This is a genomic window from Brytella acorum (assembly GCF_029309905.1).
GTDB classification, from domain to species: domain Bacteria; phylum Pseudomonadota; class Alphaproteobacteria; order Acetobacterales; family Acetobacteraceae; genus Brytella; species Brytella acorum.
Genome location: NZ_JARBJP010000009.1, coordinates 1 through 15,714 on the forward strand (window position 1 = coordinate 1; position 15,714 = coordinate 15,714).

At 56.3% G+C, this 15,714-nt stretch carries 20 protein-coding genes and 2 pseudogenes; 18 read left to right on the plus strand and 4 right to left on the minus strand.

Annotation, left to right across the window (positions count from 1 at the left end):
• Positions 1 to 445: 445 nt before the first annotated feature.
• Positions 446 to 664, minus strand: coding sequence for a hypervirulence associated TUDOR domain-containing protein (locus PWM43_RS12525; protein WP_289842862.1), 219 nt, complete (start codon positions 662 to 664; stop codon positions 446 to 448).
• Between PWM43_RS12525 and PWM43_RS12530 the strand changes: the two genes are divergently transcribed.
• From PWM43_RS12530 to PWM43_RS12550, 4 genes and pseudogenes are all read left to right on the plus strand, one after another.
• On the plus strand, positions 663 to 1,247 hold the full coding sequence (locus PWM43_RS12530; protein ID WP_289842863.1) for a DUF488 domain-containing protein: 585 nt from the start codon (positions 663 to 665) through the stop codon (positions 1,245 to 1,247). The two genes, PWM43_RS12525 and PWM43_RS12530, sit on opposite strands and share 2 nt — an antisense overlap.
• A gap of 105 nt (positions 1,248 to 1,352) precedes the next feature.
• Positions 1,353 to 1,631: pseudogene (locus PWM43_RS12535) on the plus strand (transposase); the annotation flags it as partial.
• Positions 1,632 to 1,712: 81 nt separating this feature from the next.
• A pseudogene (locus PWM43_RS12540) lies at positions 1,713 to 1,853 on the plus strand (IS630 family transposase); the annotation flags it as partial.
• Between the two features lie 510 nt (positions 1,854 to 2,363).
• Positions 2,364 to 3,602, plus strand: a complete 1,239-nt coding sequence (locus PWM43_RS12550; RefSeq protein ID WP_289842864.1) for a tyrosine-type recombinase/integrase — start codon at positions 2,364 to 2,366, stop codon at positions 3,600 to 3,602.
• Here the strand turns inward: PWM43_RS12550 and PWM43_RS12555 are convergent.
• The 3 genes from PWM43_RS12555 to PWM43_RS12565 all read right to left on the minus strand — a co-directional run bounded on the left by PWM43_RS12555 (position 3,556) and on the right by PWM43_RS12565 (position 5,798).
• Entirely contained in the window at positions 3,556 to 4,746 is a 1,191-nt protein-coding gene (locus PWM43_RS12555; protein ID WP_289842865.1) for an ATP-binding protein, read from the minus strand. The genes PWM43_RS12550 and PWM43_RS12555 overlap by 47 nt on opposite strands.
• A 150-nt stretch (positions 4,747 to 4,896) precedes the next feature.
• A complete protein-coding gene (locus tag PWM43_RS12560) occupies positions 4,897 to 5,115 on the minus strand; it encodes a transcriptional regulator (RefSeq protein WP_317134990.1) in 219 nt (72 codons plus the stop codon).
• 167 nt (positions 5,116 to 5,282) lie between these two features.
• Complete coding sequence (locus tag PWM43_RS12565; RefSeq protein ID WP_289842867.1) at positions 5,283 to 5,798, minus strand: helix-turn-helix domain-containing protein; 516 nt, start codon at positions 5,796 to 5,798, stop codon at positions 5,283 to 5,285.
• Positions 5,799 to 6,070: 272 nt separating this feature from the next.
• On the opposite strand from PWM43_RS12565, the gene PWM43_RS12570 reads away from it, so the two are divergent.
• From PWM43_RS12570 to PWM43_RS12635, 14 genes are all read left to right on the plus strand, one after another.
• Complete coding sequence (locus PWM43_RS12570) at positions 6,071 to 6,307, plus strand: hypothetical protein (protein ID WP_289842868.1); 237 nt, start codon at positions 6,071 to 6,073, stop codon at positions 6,305 to 6,307.
• Between the two features lie 8 nt (positions 6,308 to 6,315).
• Positions 6,316 to 6,543 carry a hypothetical protein gene (locus tag PWM43_RS12575; protein WP_289842869.1) on the plus strand — a complete coding sequence of 76 codons (228 nt, stop codon included), beginning with the start codon at positions 6,316 to 6,318 and terminating at the stop codon, positions 6,541 to 6,543.
• Positions 6,544 to 6,991: 448 nt separating this feature from the next.
• The gene (locus PWM43_RS12580) at positions 6,992 to 7,513 is read left to right on the plus strand and encodes a hypothetical protein (RefSeq protein ID WP_289842870.1); all 522 of its coding nucleotides are present in this window, start codon (positions 6,992 to 6,994) and stop codon (positions 7,511 to 7,513) included.
• Positions 7,514 to 7,641: 128 nt separating this feature from the next.
• Entirely contained in the window at positions 7,642 to 7,836 is a 195-nt protein-coding gene (locus PWM43_RS12585) for a helix-turn-helix domain-containing protein (RefSeq protein ID WP_289842871.1), read from the plus strand.
• Between the two features lie 336 nt (positions 7,837 to 8,172).
• Entirely contained in the window at positions 8,173 to 8,718 is a 546-nt protein-coding gene (locus PWM43_RS12590) for a hypothetical protein (protein ID WP_289842872.1), read from the plus strand.
• Complete coding sequence (locus tag PWM43_RS12595; RefSeq protein ID WP_289842873.1) at positions 8,715 to 9,518, plus strand: bifunctional DNA primase/polymerase; 804 nt, start codon at positions 8,715 to 8,717, stop codon at positions 9,516 to 9,518. The genes PWM43_RS12590 and PWM43_RS12595 overlap by 4 nt, the downstream gene beginning before the upstream one ends.
• Positions 9,515 to 10,789 (plus strand): virulence-associated E family protein, encoded by a 1,275-nt coding sequence (locus PWM43_RS12600; RefSeq protein ID WP_289842874.1) that lies wholly within the window; start codon positions 9,515 to 9,517, stop codon positions 10,787 to 10,789. The genes PWM43_RS12595 and PWM43_RS12600 overlap by 4 nt, the downstream gene beginning before the upstream one ends.
• A 734-nt stretch (positions 10,790 to 11,523) precedes the next feature.
• Positions 11,524 to 12,087 (plus strand): recombinase family protein, encoded by a 564-nt coding sequence (locus PWM43_RS12605; protein ID WP_289842875.1) that lies wholly within the window; start codon positions 11,524 to 11,526, stop codon positions 12,085 to 12,087.
• Between the two features lie 136 nt (positions 12,088 to 12,223).
• Positions 12,224 to 12,571 (plus strand): hypothetical protein, encoded by a 348-nt coding sequence (locus PWM43_RS12610; RefSeq protein WP_289842876.1) that lies wholly within the window; start codon positions 12,224 to 12,226, stop codon positions 12,569 to 12,571.
• Positions 12,568 to 13,269 (plus strand): hypothetical protein, encoded by a 702-nt coding sequence (locus PWM43_RS12615; protein ID WP_289842877.1) that lies wholly within the window; start codon positions 12,568 to 12,570, stop codon positions 13,267 to 13,269. The genes PWM43_RS12610 and PWM43_RS12615 overlap by 4 nt, the downstream gene beginning before the upstream one ends.
• Before the next feature lie 18 nt (positions 13,270 to 13,287).
• A complete protein-coding gene (locus tag PWM43_RS12620; protein WP_289842878.1) occupies positions 13,288 to 13,998 on the plus strand; it encodes a hypothetical protein in 711 nt (236 codons plus the stop codon).
• Complete coding sequence (locus PWM43_RS12625; RefSeq protein ID WP_289842879.1) at positions 13,995 to 14,318, plus strand: hypothetical protein; 324 nt, start codon at positions 13,995 to 13,997, stop codon at positions 14,316 to 14,318. Before PWM43_RS12620 ends, PWM43_RS12625 begins: the two co-directional genes overlap by 4 nt.
• An 11-nt stretch (positions 14,319 to 14,329) precedes the next feature.
• Entirely contained in the window at positions 14,330 to 15,022 is a 693-nt protein-coding gene (locus PWM43_RS12630) for a hypothetical protein (protein ID WP_289842880.1), read from the plus strand.
• A 147-nt stretch (positions 15,023 to 15,169) separates the two neighbouring features.
• Entirely contained in the window at positions 15,170 to 15,706 is a 537-nt protein-coding gene (locus PWM43_RS12635) for a hypothetical protein (protein WP_289842881.1), read from the plus strand.
• Positions 15,707 to 15,714 lie beyond the last annotated feature (8 nt).

A 15,714-nucleotide genomic window follows, 5' to 3' on the forward strand; every position in this document is an offset into this window, starting at 1 on the left:
ATGCCCCCGAGACGCTTGTCATCCCATCAACCCCAAACCATAAAAACCGGAAACTCTCTTTTTGAGTGGTAACAAAAAGGGGGGCATGTCATGTTACACATAACCTGCCATCGAATCAGGATCTTGTGCACAGGATTCATAAAACCGGTCAGTAATTGATTATGCGGAAACCCTAGTGTGTGCAGTCACAACAAATCGATCGATTTTATTTTTACGATGGCAGTGTGAGAACTATGGTCCCTTCGAAGAGGCTGATACATCCTCTGGCTCATGGCCTGCACCGCCTGAGTGCCCTTGATCAGAAAATCAGATGCCGGAATGATCGACTGAAGGGAGTCTTGCCTACAACCTATAAAAGTCTTTTCCGAACCAAGAGAAATCAGTCATGACTATTTTCACATTATCAGTCTGATATGAGGCACTACACCGATTGCAAAAGTAATTGTTATTGCTCGACCCGTGTCAAGGCCGCGCCTTTGTGAAAGGCCACATGTCCGGTTTTGAGACTTTCAATTTCGTATTGTGGATTTGCGGACGTTGCATGGTGCTGATATCCATTCACCATAAAAGGCGTGGTGTGTATGGCTTGAATCCGACCCGTGACATAACCGGCCTCGGAATTCCAGGACACAATATCGCCGATTTCGAAAGTCTCGAACTGCATGACTGTTTCTTCTCCCGTTATGCAAAAGACCGATAAGGCTTTTAAAGCTTTTTACACAGTTGGTCATTCAACACATTCATTATCTGATTTTATCGCGATCTTGCGCCATTACAATATTACGATGGTTGTGGATGTCCGCGCCTTTCCGTACTCCAGACGTAATCGGGAGTTTGATGGTTCACGTCTTGTCGCGGAACTCATCCCACATGGGATTGGATATTGTCATATTCCAGAACTTGGCGGACGACGTCCCCGCTCAAAAACGGTTTGCACAGAAACCAATGCTTTCTGGCGCGTGCAGAGTTTTCACAACTATGCCGATTATGCCTTGGGGGAGGCATTTCATCAGGGATTGGAAAAACTCATTGAACTGGGCAGACAGGACACCGTTGCCATCATGTGTGCCGAAGTCCTCTGGTGGCGATGTCATAGACGGATCATCACGGATTATCTTCTGGAAAACAACCAGACGGTCTTTCACATCCTTTCGCTTACGAATTCCACTCGGGCAAAGATGACTCCTGACGCTATCGTGGAGAACCGAGAGCGCATTATATACCCACCATCAACGTTGGATACCTAATGGTTGTACCCTGGCTGAAGCGAGTTTTTATGCCTGCTGGAGGCTTTTAAAAATTCCTTGGTTTTGAACCGCTTCCTGTAATTCCATTTCTTCCGCGACGATGAGGTGGATGAATCAAGAAGCAGCCCGCTTGAAAAGCGCCTGACTCATCTGAGCAGACTGAACGATTAACTCGAAGCGTTTTCCTGTCCATGGACTTGAAAGTATTCCGTCTTGATCTGGACCGCCTCTGGCCTATGCGGATGGGAGCAAAGGCGGATGCCTCCGCTTGGCCCGGTGCGTATATTCAAGGCTCTGATAATGCCGACATTAAATAATCTTTCCGAAGAGCCGATGGAATCTCCGAGCGACGACCGCCTGTATTTCATGCGTTTCCTTGGTCTAGAGTGGTTTTACTGAAATCAGAATCGCTTGGTGACAGTGACGGCGTGATGTGATTCACCGTTTTCCTTGATGGAGACGGTGATGGCACGAGCATTGAGTGATGATCTTCGGGAGCGGGTTCTGGAGGCGGGCACTGCGGGGACATCAGCTCGCTCGATTGCAGCCCGGTTCGGTATAGGGGTTTCAACAGCGATCCTCTGGCTGCGTCGGGAACGCGAGAGTAGCGAAAGGTCGGCTCCGAAACCCTATTTTTCATCATTGGTATTGCGTTGGTTGGGAGCCGCCGCCAGCGTAATGTTCAGGATCGGGCTCGACATCAGCAGATTGCCAGCACGCCTCAATGTGACATCGAAGCCCTGGAACAGTCTTTCAACCGCCTCTGTCTGCGTCAGACACTCTTCTTCAACATCAAAAACGCCGGACTGCTTCCTGATCCCTCGTCCTCATCACTACAGAAGAAAAGGAAGCGCAGAAAGCGGCTCGAAACCGAGGAGTTTTCAGAAACCATAAACATATATGAGGTCAATGGTGGAGAGGGTTTCCACCTAACTTACCTATCTCACCATATCAGATTGTATTTTTAAGCCTCTGAATCAACGCTATAAATTTTTCCCTCTTTCTCTCGACCTCTCCAAACGCGTCCCATAATCGCCGTTTTTAACATGGGTCAAAACGTGGGATTTCACCTTCTGTTCCATCGTGGGTTTGGGGATTTCGTGGTATATCCGAACCATGCCGCGAATCACGTCTCACCGCCTGACAGCCCGCACCGTCGCCTCCCTCAAGGACGGCGTGTTCGGTGATGGTGGCAATCTCTGGCTGACGGTGAGGAACAACACTCGATCTTGGTCCGTCCGATATAAAAGCCCCGTCACCGGCAAGGCGCGCGAAATGGGCATTGGCTCCGCTCGCGATGTCAGTCTCGCCGACGCCCGCAGAAGAGCGACAGAAGCGCGCCTGATGGTCCTCGACGGGATCGACCCACTGGACCGCAAACGCGAGGAGAAGGCCGCAAGGCGCAAGGAAACAGGGCTAACCTTCGCCCAAGTCGCGGAGCGCTACATCATCGAGCGCGCTCCCGCCTGGCGTGATCCCCGTTCGCCCGGAGTCTGGCGTAGTTCGCTGGAACACCACGCCTACCCGCACATGGGCAAGAAAAACGTCGTCGCGATTGAGACTGATGACGTGTTAGCCGTCCTGCGCCCGATCTGGGCAACGACGACCGAGACAGCCGGACGCGTGCGTGGCCGCATCGAGCGTGTCCTCGACTACGCCCGCACCCAAGGATGGCGAGAAGGAGAAAACCCGGCCCGGTGGCGCGGACACCTCGACAATATCCTTCCCGCACCGTCGAAGGTCACGAAGGTCGAACACCACGCGGCTGTGGAGCGCAAGGATATCGCCAAGGTCATGGCTGCGCTGGCAAGATCCGATGGCTTGTCCGCGAAGGCCGTCCGTTTCCTTTGTCTGACGGTCGCGCGATCGGGTGAGGTGCGGGCCGCCGTCTGGTCGGAGATCGACTTTGCGAACCGGGTCTGGACTATCCCGGCTGCGCGCATGAAGGCAGGTCGCGAACACCGCGTTCCATTGACGGACGGCGCCCTGGCCATTCTCGAGGCTGTGCGCCCCCTGCGTGACTCGGCAAAAGGCGATTTCATCTTTCCAGGACACCGAGCCGGAAAGCCGCTCTCTGACGTGGCTCTGTCGAAGGCGCTGCACCTGGCGGCCGGAACGAAAGCCGTGACCGTGCATGGCCTGCGCTCCACGTTCCGCGACTGGGCTGCGGAGGAAACGGACTTCCCGAACGAGGTCGCCGAGATGGCGCTTGCTCACGCGGTCGGCAACAAGGTCGAAGCCGCTTACCGGCGCGGAGATTTGTTCGCCAAGCGCCGGGAGATGATGGAGGCTTGGGAGACCAAGGTAATCACTGTTTTTCATCCGCCTTCCAATCCGGCATCTCTCTCTTCATGAAATCATCGAATAAGGGAACGGTAAATGCTGTATCTCCATGAGCAGGACTATACACCATACCTTTCCCGATAAGAGATGATCTAATGGGCGCCACACTTTGCACTTCAGCCCCATAAATGAAAGCAACTTCACCAGATCGGTGCGGTCCGGGCCCCAGTTCCGCTAAAGCTCTTATATATTTCTTCTCCGTTGGGGTCATTCGATCCAGCCTTACGCGAAAAAATCCTTTATCCAATCGGTCGAGCGCCGCGGGAGTAGCCTTTTTAACGTCTTCAAGTGTTATAGATGTCGTCTCCGCAGCATTCCAAGCAGCATGCCCCCACTCTTGTATAAAGTAGGGATAACAAAGCGTTACGCGAAGAATTTCATTAAGCGCTTCTTTCTGAAACTCCACACCTTCATTGAGCGCAGGCTCCAATACAGCTCTAGCTGCCTCGTCTTGATTGAGCGCATCTACTGTCGGAAAGTCGAATAAACGTTCAACATACGATTTTGCATTGCCCATCTTTCCTCTTAGCTGAGGCAATCCCGCACCGAACAAGAGCACGGGCAGAGACCTTTGATTACATCTATGGATAGCCATAATAAGCGCCTCCATATCTGTTTCGCTTAAATATTGAATTTCATCTATTATTATAGCAATCGCAGTTTTTTGTTCTTTAGCGGCCTCACCAACTATCACAAATAGATCCGGAAGGTCTGCTATAATATCTCCACTATCCGCAAGCCCCTCCTCAGATTTTATACTGAAATCAACCCCAGAAAAAGATACGTTTAGAGCAGATGCGAAACTTCTAAGACCACGAAGCGCCTTCTTGGCTAAATCTTCAAACTTTTCTTTTCGTGACAACTTTAAAAGAATTGGACGTAGTTTTTTTGTTATTTCTGACGCCAAGGATATTTGATCGTATGCTTCTATATAGGCCGTATGATATCCATTGTCATCAGCCAGTGTTTGTACATGATTCATAATTACTGTCTTGCCGACCCCTCTCAGGCCGACTGCGATAAAACTTTTTTCAGATCGCCCTATCTTTACTCGCTCTAGCGCAAGTCGAGCTTTAGTTAATATTTCATCACGGCCAGCGAGAATCGGCGGTGGCGTCCCGGCACCGGGAGCGTAGGGATTTTTTACTGGATCCATGATACTAACCCCGCAAAAGAAACATAAACCATACTAAACCATACTAAACCATACTAAACCATACTAAACCATACTAAACCATACTAAACCATACTAAACCATACTAAACCATACTTAGAACTCTAAGAAGGATAAAATTTACTTAACTCCCTAAGGTGTAGTGTTTTCATGTAGGTCAAAGAAAATATCACGGGACGAATACGCCATAAGGGTACCGCCGCCGTTCTCCGGCACGAACTCGACACCTGCGGATTCCAGGGCGGCGCGGATGGCTTCGATGGTGCGGGGGTAAAGATCCTCTCCCCGTTCAAGGCGGGTGATTGTTGTGGGGGATACTTGGGCTGCCTCAGCCAAATCACGTACTCCCAGTTGAAGGGCGGCCCATTATACCAAGATGGGTCGCGGCCTGCCTCAATTTTGATAGCGACCACAGTGCGTTGGCCAATGTCCGTGCAGCGCCATTCCTTGGAGCAGATCCAGAAGGACTCTCCGATCTTGAAATCAGTGTGTTCCATATTTTTCATCAAAAGATATATTTATCTTTCATCAGGAACGAATTTTACTTGGCTAACATGACCATAATCTTTGTCTGTTCTGGTTCTTATATCTACTATTAATCCACTATCTCCATCTTTAGCGTAACTGTGCTTGTGATACCCTCCCTCAGGTGGGCCAAACATGCCATGCCAACGACCACACTCTTCCACCCCAAGCTGAAAATGCTCATGCTCTTTGCGGGTAATAGTAATCCTGCTCTCAAGATCCAAGACTTTTGGTGATTCCCCGTGAGGCAATACGAACCATTTGGTAGTATCTTTTACACCGTCTCCATCAGAGAAAACTTGCCCAGCCCTTTCAAGAGTGTCCCGAAGAGCCGCTATAGTTGAAAGGCGCGGTATTCCTTCTCCCATCTCGAAGCGAATAAGAGTCCTTTTAGGTACTTTACTACGTTCGGACAGCTCGTCCTGCGACCAACCTAAAAAAGCCCTCGCGGCTCGTACCTGCCCAGGTGTTACTATGGCACTATAAGTGCCTTTTTCGCTTGCGTTCATATGTTGATTGTGGCATCAAAGGTGCCGTTCCGCAAGGAATGATGCGATCGGCTAGGAGGTACCAGCTCACTAGCCGATCTAACCACTATCCGAAGGATGAATTCGGCAATGGCTAAGCACGCCCATAGCGTACACACGCGCCTCTGTACAATCCCTTTCGCCCCCATCGGGGCATCATTGCTCTTCGCTACCCTCTTCGCGCTCACCATCGTTTTTCTCCTCGCGCCGGACCCAGTCACGAGCGGCCACGCCTACGCTGTGGAGGCGGTGCGATGAGCGACAAAGAACGCCTTACCCTCCTCATCATGCAGGGCAGGAAAATCCAGCGCACGTTTTATGGCGTCGGTATCCTTCAGATGTGCTTACGCGAGCGCATGGCTCGTGAGCCTGGGGTCGAAGTCGATCCCGAGTGGATCAATCCTGCACTGGAGGCCCTGGACTCCCTCACCGACCATCTGATGTCGTGGTGGGATGATCGCCTCGATGCGGCGGAGGGGTCAAAGGCATGATATCCCGCATGAGCATCTCAACCGAAGCGCGGGAGATTGCACGCTTGCGCAAGCGTGCGACGCTGGCCGCCGACTTCCTGGAAATGGACAGAGCGATACGGCGCGTTGCCGGAATGGAGGCAAAGAGCCACCCCGAGATGAGGGCGAAGGCGCGGCTTGTGCTCGACTATCCTTTCCGCCCCGATCTAATCGTAAGCCTCTGTCACGACGCCCTGGCGACTGGAGGGCATGAGTGATGGGACGTCCTCGCAAAATCTGGCCTTCCACCCGCGTCACCGAACTGGTCCGCCTCAGGGAGCGCGGGCACTCGTGGAAGGAGATCGGCGCGAAGCTGAGCATCCCGCACGTCACATGCTCCCGATATTGGCAGGAGGTTCTTGACCGTCCTGTCAGTCGCGTGCCTGACAAACGCTACTGCCAACTCCGGAGATCGCTCCAATGAGACGTCTTGCGTTGGAACTCGCCTTGGCCGTCGTCGTGCTGGTCACGCGCCTTTCTTTGAAGCTAACCCGCTGCCTCTGCAATTTGTCCTGGCGGCTGAAAGAAGCAACACGATGATTCTTGTCAATACTGGCGTGATCACGGCATCCTCATATGTGGCGGGGCTAGGCTGGCCCCCGAATTCCGGATCTCCGCTCCGGTCGCCCCGCCTCATGATATGCGGGCAAGCGGCGGAGGCGCAGGGTGACAGAAAACAACGACGAGAAAGACAACCCGCTATTGCTTTGGGGAGCCCTGTTTCGCTCTCTCGAGAAGCAGGCAGTCGAACAGGATGGTCAACTTGCCATTACAAAAGACGCGACAATACCTGCCGACGTCGCCAATTATTTGCTGAGAGCATCGTTCAATATGCAGGCGCTCAGTTGGGGAGAAATGCCCCAGGAAGAATTGACCGCCGATTGGCACGTGCGGCGGGCACAAATCCCCGAAGCAGACCGCAAAGTTGGGACGACCGCTGCTCGCAACTCTGTGCTAGCGGCGCTCTCTCTTGCCTCCGGGCAAGGGGCAGGATCTGGACCGTTTGCAGACATGAAGCGCCTAGCACGCTTGAGCATGATACACACGATTTATCACGGATTACGTTCGAGCGGCTGCACGGAAGCCGGCGTGCGCAAACGTGTTCAGGAAATATACAATATCGAATCAGAACAGGCTCGGGATTTGATACGCGACGCTTTAGAACAATTCGGCTCGAACCATTCATAAATAGAGAGGGGAAAGTTAGAGCATACTTCCCCCCAGAGAAGGTTAAGAGAACTTATTCGCTAGGTTTCCGAATCCGCTTGTGGTCTCCTTTTCTCAGGCACGCTCCTGAGAGGAAAGGACCAATCCTTATGACTAGTCAAAATGAGCCGCTGTATGCTGCGCCGGAAACGATCCGCAAGATGTTCGGCCTCAGCCCCGCTACGATTTACCGCCTTATCGAACGGGGTGAGATCACCAGCGCCAAGATCGGCAAAAGTCGTCGCATCCTGGTAGCGTCGATGCACGCTTATTTCGAACGGAACCGCGAAACAAAAGCCGCCTGAAACGCAAATCGCCGATCCGCATAAGCAGACCGGCGACCGCAAAAGCTCTACTCGAAATGGCATCGACACCCGTTTCATAGAGCCCTAGCGGCCCGCCTGTCCAGACAAATGCGGTCGGAATATCGGAGAATATTCCTTGCCGAGCTTGAAGAAGCGCGGGCGCTCAAGCTGCGTCCGCATGAGAACACCTGTACCGCGTCTTATCCTGCTGTCGGATGCTCGTTCTCCTGATGGAGAGCCACGCGCAGCCCTCATAATGCCGGGTTGCCGTCTGCCGGTCCTTTATCCGTCGATCGCCGCCGCCAGCGCTGCCATTGAGACACGGAGGGCCGCGCGATGAGTTTTGTCGACGACACCGCTCTCTACTCCAAAAACGCCGCGCGTGTTCAATGGGAAAATATCGAGCGGATTTATGTCAGTGCAGTTTGGTCGCAGGATAATGTGCCCTGCTATTTCAGGGTCGATGTAGCTTACATGACCGGGCACATGCGCGACATCGCGCCCAAGTGCACTATTGCCGAGGCACGCCGGATCAGCGCCCGTCTCAGCGCGCTGCATGACCGACCCGTACGAGACTGGACGCTGCCTGCGCCGCCCACGATCGAAACCGAGGCGACCTTCCCGCTCTCGACTGAGCTTCCGTCCAATCCCGAATGGGGTAATGGCTGGCAACTCGTGGATAAATTCTTCCGCGAAAGAGTTGACCACACCAAATGGCACGCGGTGCTTCATCATCTTCTGGGCATGCATATCCACGCACGGGTGCAAGAGGGCGCTACCGCCGAATGTGCGCGTGAAGAAGCCATGAGTTTAGCCACATCCGCCCATGATCGGTGGTTTCTCCTGGCTGCGGCCAATTCTAGGCAGGAGAATGCACGATGAGCGCAGCCCTGCACTATCCCTCCGAGACTGCACTCAAGGCGGCAACACTGACGAAGCGTGGTCTAGGAGTCTTCCCGTGCCTGCCGACGAAGGCGCCAGCTTGCCCCAACGGCTTCAAGGATGCGGCCAAGACCGAGCGCGATACGCTGGACCTATGGCACCGTCATTATGGTCCGCTGATCGGCGTCGCGACCGGCGACGCATCGGGGATCTGTGTGCTCGACCTCGACCTTCAGCATGACCCCGCCCACGAATGGTATGACGCGCATTGCGTGCAGTTGCATGGACATCGGATGCACCGGACGAAATCAGGCGGGATCCATGTCGTGTTCCGGCATCGTGAAGGCATCCGTAATCGTGCCCGCATCGGAGGCGTGCTCGGCCTCGATGTGCGTGGAGAAGGCGGTTACGTCATCTGGTGGCCAGCGGCCGGGCTGGAACTGATCGCCAACGTGCCGCCCCAGCCGATGCCCGCATGGCTGGTCGAGACGATTATGCCCCCGCCGCCCCCAAAAGCGGACCTCGCGAAGATCGAGGATGGACTGCGCAATGCCGATCGGTACGTCCAGGGCGCGCTACGCGGCGCGATCCGGAACGTGGCCACGGCGCCCGAGGGCGCACGGAACGACACGCTCAACGCCGAGACGTACGCGCTCGGACGCTTCATCCCGCCCGGGCACCTGACAGCCAGCCAGATCGCCGAAGCCATGGCCGCCGCAGCGCTCCAGGCTGGGCTCACACAACACGAGATCGAACGCACCATCGCGTCCGCGCTCCGGGCAAGGAGCATGAACGGGTGATCGCTTCTCACGACATTGACAAGATTGTGCATGACGCAACCGGGATCGCAAAGAAAGCGCATCGAGCCAATCAGTGGCTCAACTCGCTCGACACGGACACCAATTCCGAACCGCGCGGAAATCTCGCCAATGCCATGATCGCGCTGCGTGAGGCCCCCGAACTACGTCGCCTATTCGCATATGACGAGATGCTGAACGCCCCAATTCTATGCGCACCTGTTCCCAGGACGATCGTCGACTATACAGAGGACGATTCCCGTGGGCGTCCGGTTCGGGACGTTGACGTGTCGGCAGTTCAGGAGTGGCTACAGCGAAACGGCCTCGCAAAACTGTCGAAGGATGTCGCGCATCAGGCTGTTGACCAACGCGCCGTCGAGCGCAGCTTTCACCCGGTGCGGCAATGGCTGGGGCATATCGAGTGGGACGGAACGGAGCGTCTCGACAACTGGCTGAGTGTCTATCTTGGGGCCGAGGACACGCCTTACACGCGCGGCATCGGAGCGATGTTTCTTATCGCCATGGTGGCCCGCGTCATGATTCCGGGCTGCAAGGCAGATTACATGATGGTCCTCGAAGGAAAGCAGGGGCTCAGAAAATCAACGGCCTGCGCAATCCTGGGAGGCAAATGGTTCTCCGATAATCTGCCGGACATCCGATCAGCTGGAAAAGACGTGCCCCAGCATATCAACGGCAAATGGCTGATTGAGGTCGCGGAAATGTCGGCCCTCGACAAATCCGAGGCTGCTGCCCTCAAGGCCTTCATAACGCGATCTGTTGAACGCTACCGCCCCAGCTTCGGGCGCAAAGAGGTGATCCAGCCGCGCCAGTGCGTCTTCATCGGCACCACCAACAAGGAAGCCTATCTCCGCGACGAGACAGGCGGTCGCCGCTTCTGGCCGGTCAAGGTAGGTAAGATCGACACCGATGCCCTTGCCCGCGATCGAGACCAGCTTTTTGCGGAGGCGGCGTGCGGTTTCGCAGATGGCGAGAAATGGTGGCCGGACTCGCAGTTTGAGGCTGACCATATCGCTCCCGAGCAGGAGGCGCGTTACGAAGCGGATGCTTGGGAAGAAGCTGTCGCGCAATTCCTGAATGGAAAATCGAAAATCACGATCCTTGAGGTCGCACGGCAGGCTCTGCTTATCGACACGCCGAAACTCGGGACATCGGATCAGCGACGTATCAGTGCCGTTCTTGAGCGGCTTGGATGGGTCCGAGGTGTCCGGGGAAACAAAGGTGAACGTTATTGGAACTACCGTGTTCGCACCTGACGCACTGACGCACCTGACGCACTTTCTTATAGTGGGAGTCTGTCGAAAGTCATCGCTATACCGCTCTATAGGGAAGTGCGTCAGGTGCGTCAGGTGCGTCAGTTTTTGGGGATACCGACTTCCCGGTAGCCGAGGCGTACCCGTGCGGGTTTCAGTGCATTTCTCGTGCAGAAAGACCCATACTGCCTCCCAGATCGATACACCCCAATTTCCGGTGAAAACCCGCGCACGAAAATTGACGTGCCCGACGCCGGGATGCTTCCAGCGTTCCGACTGCACCACGCCGCAACTTTTTTTCGCCACATTACGCGCATGGTCAACGTGCGGATTCGTTCTGGAACAAAGCAGGAAAGTCATGCCGAGCGCAGGGATCACCAAGCCCGGCGGAGTTTATCCACAAAGCTATCCCGATACCTGTCCCCTGATTCTGTGGGTAAGATGACAGCCGTGTTACGGCCATCGATTCTACGTAAATCGCAGATTTCCGCCATTCCATGGAAAAAACGGCAGTCAAGATGAGAAACTGCTTGCCAGTTGATGGCCTGCCTGATCCTGCGCCCAGCGCATTCATTCACAGTGCTCGTTTGTTCTCATTTCCTCATTCCTTATGTCCCAATAGGGCTTGCTCTATCGGAACATTTCGCCTGGAACACTTTTCCGTTCCAATAGGGTTGCTTTTCGGCATTTTGGGGCGGTATAGAGTCAGGGTCTAGGCCCTAAAGGAACACTTCGCCATGAAAATCGGCTACGCTCGCACCTCGACCACGGAACAAATGGCTGGCCTGGAAAGTCAGCGGCGTGATCTTGTTGCCGCTGGCTGTGGTCGGGTCTATGCGGAGCAGATCAGCGGAGCGAAGACGGATCGCCCCGAATTGACGACGGCCCTCGACCATATGCGCCCCGGTGATGTCCTTGTCGTGACAAAGCCCGACCGCCTGGCCCGCTCGACAGCCGACCTCCTGCGCCATGTTGAGGCCCTGAAGGCCAAGGGATGCGGGCTGATCGTGCTCAGCATGAACGGCACGACGCTCGACACCACCAACCCGACCAGCAAGCTGATGCTCACGATGCTGGCCGCCGTCGCTGAATTTGAGCGCGACATCATGAAGGAACGGCAGGCCGAAGGGATCGCCAAGGCCAAGGTCGAGGGCAAATACAAGGGGCGGAAGCCCTCGGCCCGTAGTCAGGAAGACGAGGTTCGTGCTCTGGCCGCTCAGGGCATCAAGCCGACCGAGATCGCCCGCAGGCTCGGGATGGGCCGCACGAGCGTCTATCGCTGCCTCGGGAAGGTCGAATAAGCGGCATGCGCAAAATAATTTCGAGGCAATGAGAAATAAACAGAGAGAACAGGAGGCATTAGGACGATTATAATGCCTTGATATGCAACGATTTTTTTCATTGAATACTTAAATATAGGCACGATACACTCTATGTATGCGCAAGATTGGCCCCTATTCACGCCCTGAAGCCCTCCTGAAAATGGACGGACGCACCCGATATGCGCGGGTGCTGAAAAAAGTCCGTGCGGATCTGATTGCCCATGTGGGCGGAAAGCCCTCTCCGACGCAGCTTGCCCTCATCGAACGGGCCGCGTGGATCACGCTGCATATGACCCTGATGGACGGGCACATGCTGCAAGGGGGCGCTCCCGCCGAGCGCGATGCGCGCCAATATCTCGCCTGGTCGAATACCCATGCACGGATCATGCGGGCGCTGGGCCTCGAGAGCGCTGCCGCCTCGCCCGAAACGCTCTCCGCCTACATTTCGGAGCGCGCCGCATGAACATCGTCCAAGCGATGCGCGATCCCAATTTGTTCGGCCCACACTTTACGGGCGACACATGGGGCGCGTGGGAAGCATTTCTCGACGCCCTCTTCGCGCTGCCGATGAGTGAGACGGCCCTCACCCTCTATCGCCAGCACACGGGGCGCACCGCCCCTCCCGCCGAAGCATTCGTGATGGCCGCCCTGATCTGCGGGCGCCGGGCTGGCAAGAGCCGCATCCTTGGTCTGATCGCGACCTATCTCTCCGCGTTCCGGGATTACACGCCTTACCTCGCGCCTGGGGAAGTCGCGACTGTCGCAGTCATCGCGTCAGACCGGAAGCAGGCTCGCACGATCTTCCGGTACATCTCCGGCGCGCTTGCCAGTGTGCCGATGCTGGCCCGCATGGTGCAGGACGAGACGAACGAGACCATCATGCTTTCGAACCGTGTCGTCATTGAGATTGCGACCGCTTCCTTTCGCGTCACGCGTGGCTACACCTTTGCCGCAGTGCTTGCGGACGAGACTGCCTTCTGGCGGTCGGACGACACCAGCGCGAACCCGGATGAGGAAATCATCAAAGCGATCCGACCGGGACTGAGCACTATCCCCGGTTCGATGCTCCTTCTCGCCTCGTCGCCATATGCCAAGCGCGGCATTCTCTACAAGACGTTCCGCAAATACTGGGGGCAGGACGACGCGCGCGTGCTCGTCTAGCGCGGGACCAGCCTAGAGATGAACCCGGCTCTCGATCCGGCCATTGTCGAGGAAGCCCATGAGGAGGATCCGGCTGCCGCGGCCGCCGAATACGGCGCGGAATTCCGTTCAGACATCGCGTCTTTCATCTCACCGGAAGTTATTCAGGCATGCACTGTGCCAGGGCGGTTCGAACTGCCCTTCGTCAAGACGCATCGTTATCGCGCCTTTGTCGATCCGTCTGGCGGTTCTGGTGACAGCTTCACGCTCGCGATCGCGCATGACGAGGGCGACATCGCCGTTCTCGACTGTGTCCGCGAGATCAAGCCGCCTTTCTCGCCCGATGCCGCCACGAAGGAACTGGCGGAGACGATCAAGGCCTATGGGCTGAACACGGTCACGGGCGATCGGTATGGCGGCGAATGGCCCCGCGAACGGTTCCGCGTTCATGGCATCACGTATGCTCCCAGCGAGAAGGACCGATCGGGCCTCTACCTGGAGGCCCTTCCCCGCCTCAACGCTGGCAAGGTCGAACTTCTCGACCTCAGGCAGATCGAGCGCCAGTTCTGTGGCCTTGAACGCCGCACGGCCCGCAGTGGCAAAGATTCTGTCGACCATGCGCCTGGTGGGCATGACGACCTGGTGAACGCCATTGCCGGCGTCCTTTCCCAGAAGGCGAAGGCTCGGATGCCGAGCTTCGCCGGATACCGCCCCCAACATTCATCATCGCTCAGGAGACTCGCCATATGAGGCGACATTCGATCGACCTGGCCCTTGCGGCGGATCGCGCGCGCAAGCGCGAAGCCGACGTGGCGCGCGCCCGCGTCGCGAACATCATCGGCATGGATCATGCCATGCGGCTGGATCACGCATCCTCAATGTATCGAGAGGCATTGCGCACGCTCGGATATGACACGGGCGGCGTCTCTCCCGATGGCATGGAGCCTCTTTTCGTCATGGCGGCTCAGACTGCAATGCACCGCGCCACGCACCGCCCGTCGATCGCGCAGGACGCGGCCCCGGCTTCTGACTCCCCCCTGGCGGGCGCGTCGCCCCGCCGCAAAGCGTAAGGAGCGCACACATGACCAGCGATACACGCAAATATCTTGCCGAGGCGATCGCCAACGAGCACGAAGCCCGTGAAACCCATCGGGCCACGAATGAGGCCTTGAGTGCTGCACGGGAACGGCTCTGGGCTCAAAAGACTGCGGTCGAGAAAGCTGAAAAAGCCTTGCATAGGTCGCGCGAGGCAGATCCGGACGAACTGATCGCCGCTGCAAGGGAAGGTCGCGAACCAGTTCTCCGCAACACCAACGATCAGCGTTACGCGCTCGCATCGGCTCGCGATGAGTTGGAGTCAGCGGAAAGGGTTATTGCGGATCTCAAGGCGCGGCTTCCCGATGCCAACATGCGTCTTGGCGTTGCCAAGTCCGAAGTCAAAGTGGCCGCCAGTCGCGTTTTACAATCCAGCCCTGAGTGGGCGGCGTTTATCGAGGACATGCGCAGGCAAGAGAAGGCGCTCGCAACCGCTTACACGGTCCTTAAACAGCTTGCTGACGCTGCGATGTATCACGATGTCGAGGCGGAACTACAGAGCCGCTATAACGGGTGCTTGCGCCTGCGGGAGGCCTCCGACCCTGAACTCGTAACCGCGTGGAACCATGCATGGTCGGCCCTTCAGACCGACGCAGCGGCGCCCCTTCCTGACCCGCTGGCCCCTACAGCGGAAACCAAAGCCACCAAACCGAAACGCAGCCTGTTCGCAGTGAAGTGAACCGCCCGCGGCGGTCGCGCCAAGTCGGCAAGTGGCGTTCCTGAAACACCGACAAGCCATGGGGGAGGCGCTCACCCCGCGATGGCGAGCGGGAGGGATGCTCCAGTCCCTCCCCACCCTGAATTTTCTCTCCTGCGAGAACCCATCATGAAACAAGCAACCCGCGACGCCCTGACATCCTTTCTCGACAGTCGTCTTTCCATTGAAGGCCGGGATGATATCTGGCGCGCCATCGATGATTGCGTCGATATTCGTCAGCGTGAAGGCAAGGACTCTTCAGAACTGGCCCTGAACGTCGTGGCCCTCCTTGGCATGCTCGAAGCGGATCTGACGCCCGATGAGTACGGTCGCGCCAAGAGTGTCATTCTCGAGGAACAGACCCCGGCCCAGGACGCGACCATCCGGTGCCTGATGGCATCGCGCGAGCATCGAAAAGCTATGGATGAGGTACGACCGCTCGTCGGCGACGATGTTCTAGCCTGCGACAGCACGGTCGATATCTATCGCATCGGCCTCGAGCGCCTGGGCCTTGATGGCAGCAATGCGCCTCTCGATGCAGCGCGAGCAATGTTCCGAAGCTGTCGCCAAAAAGAAATGGCGCGCTGGGGCGCAGGCATGTCGACCGGATCCGCGCCAACACCGGACTCTCCTCTTTTCGGCGTCGCAGCTAGGCGCAAGGCGTAAGGAGCCGA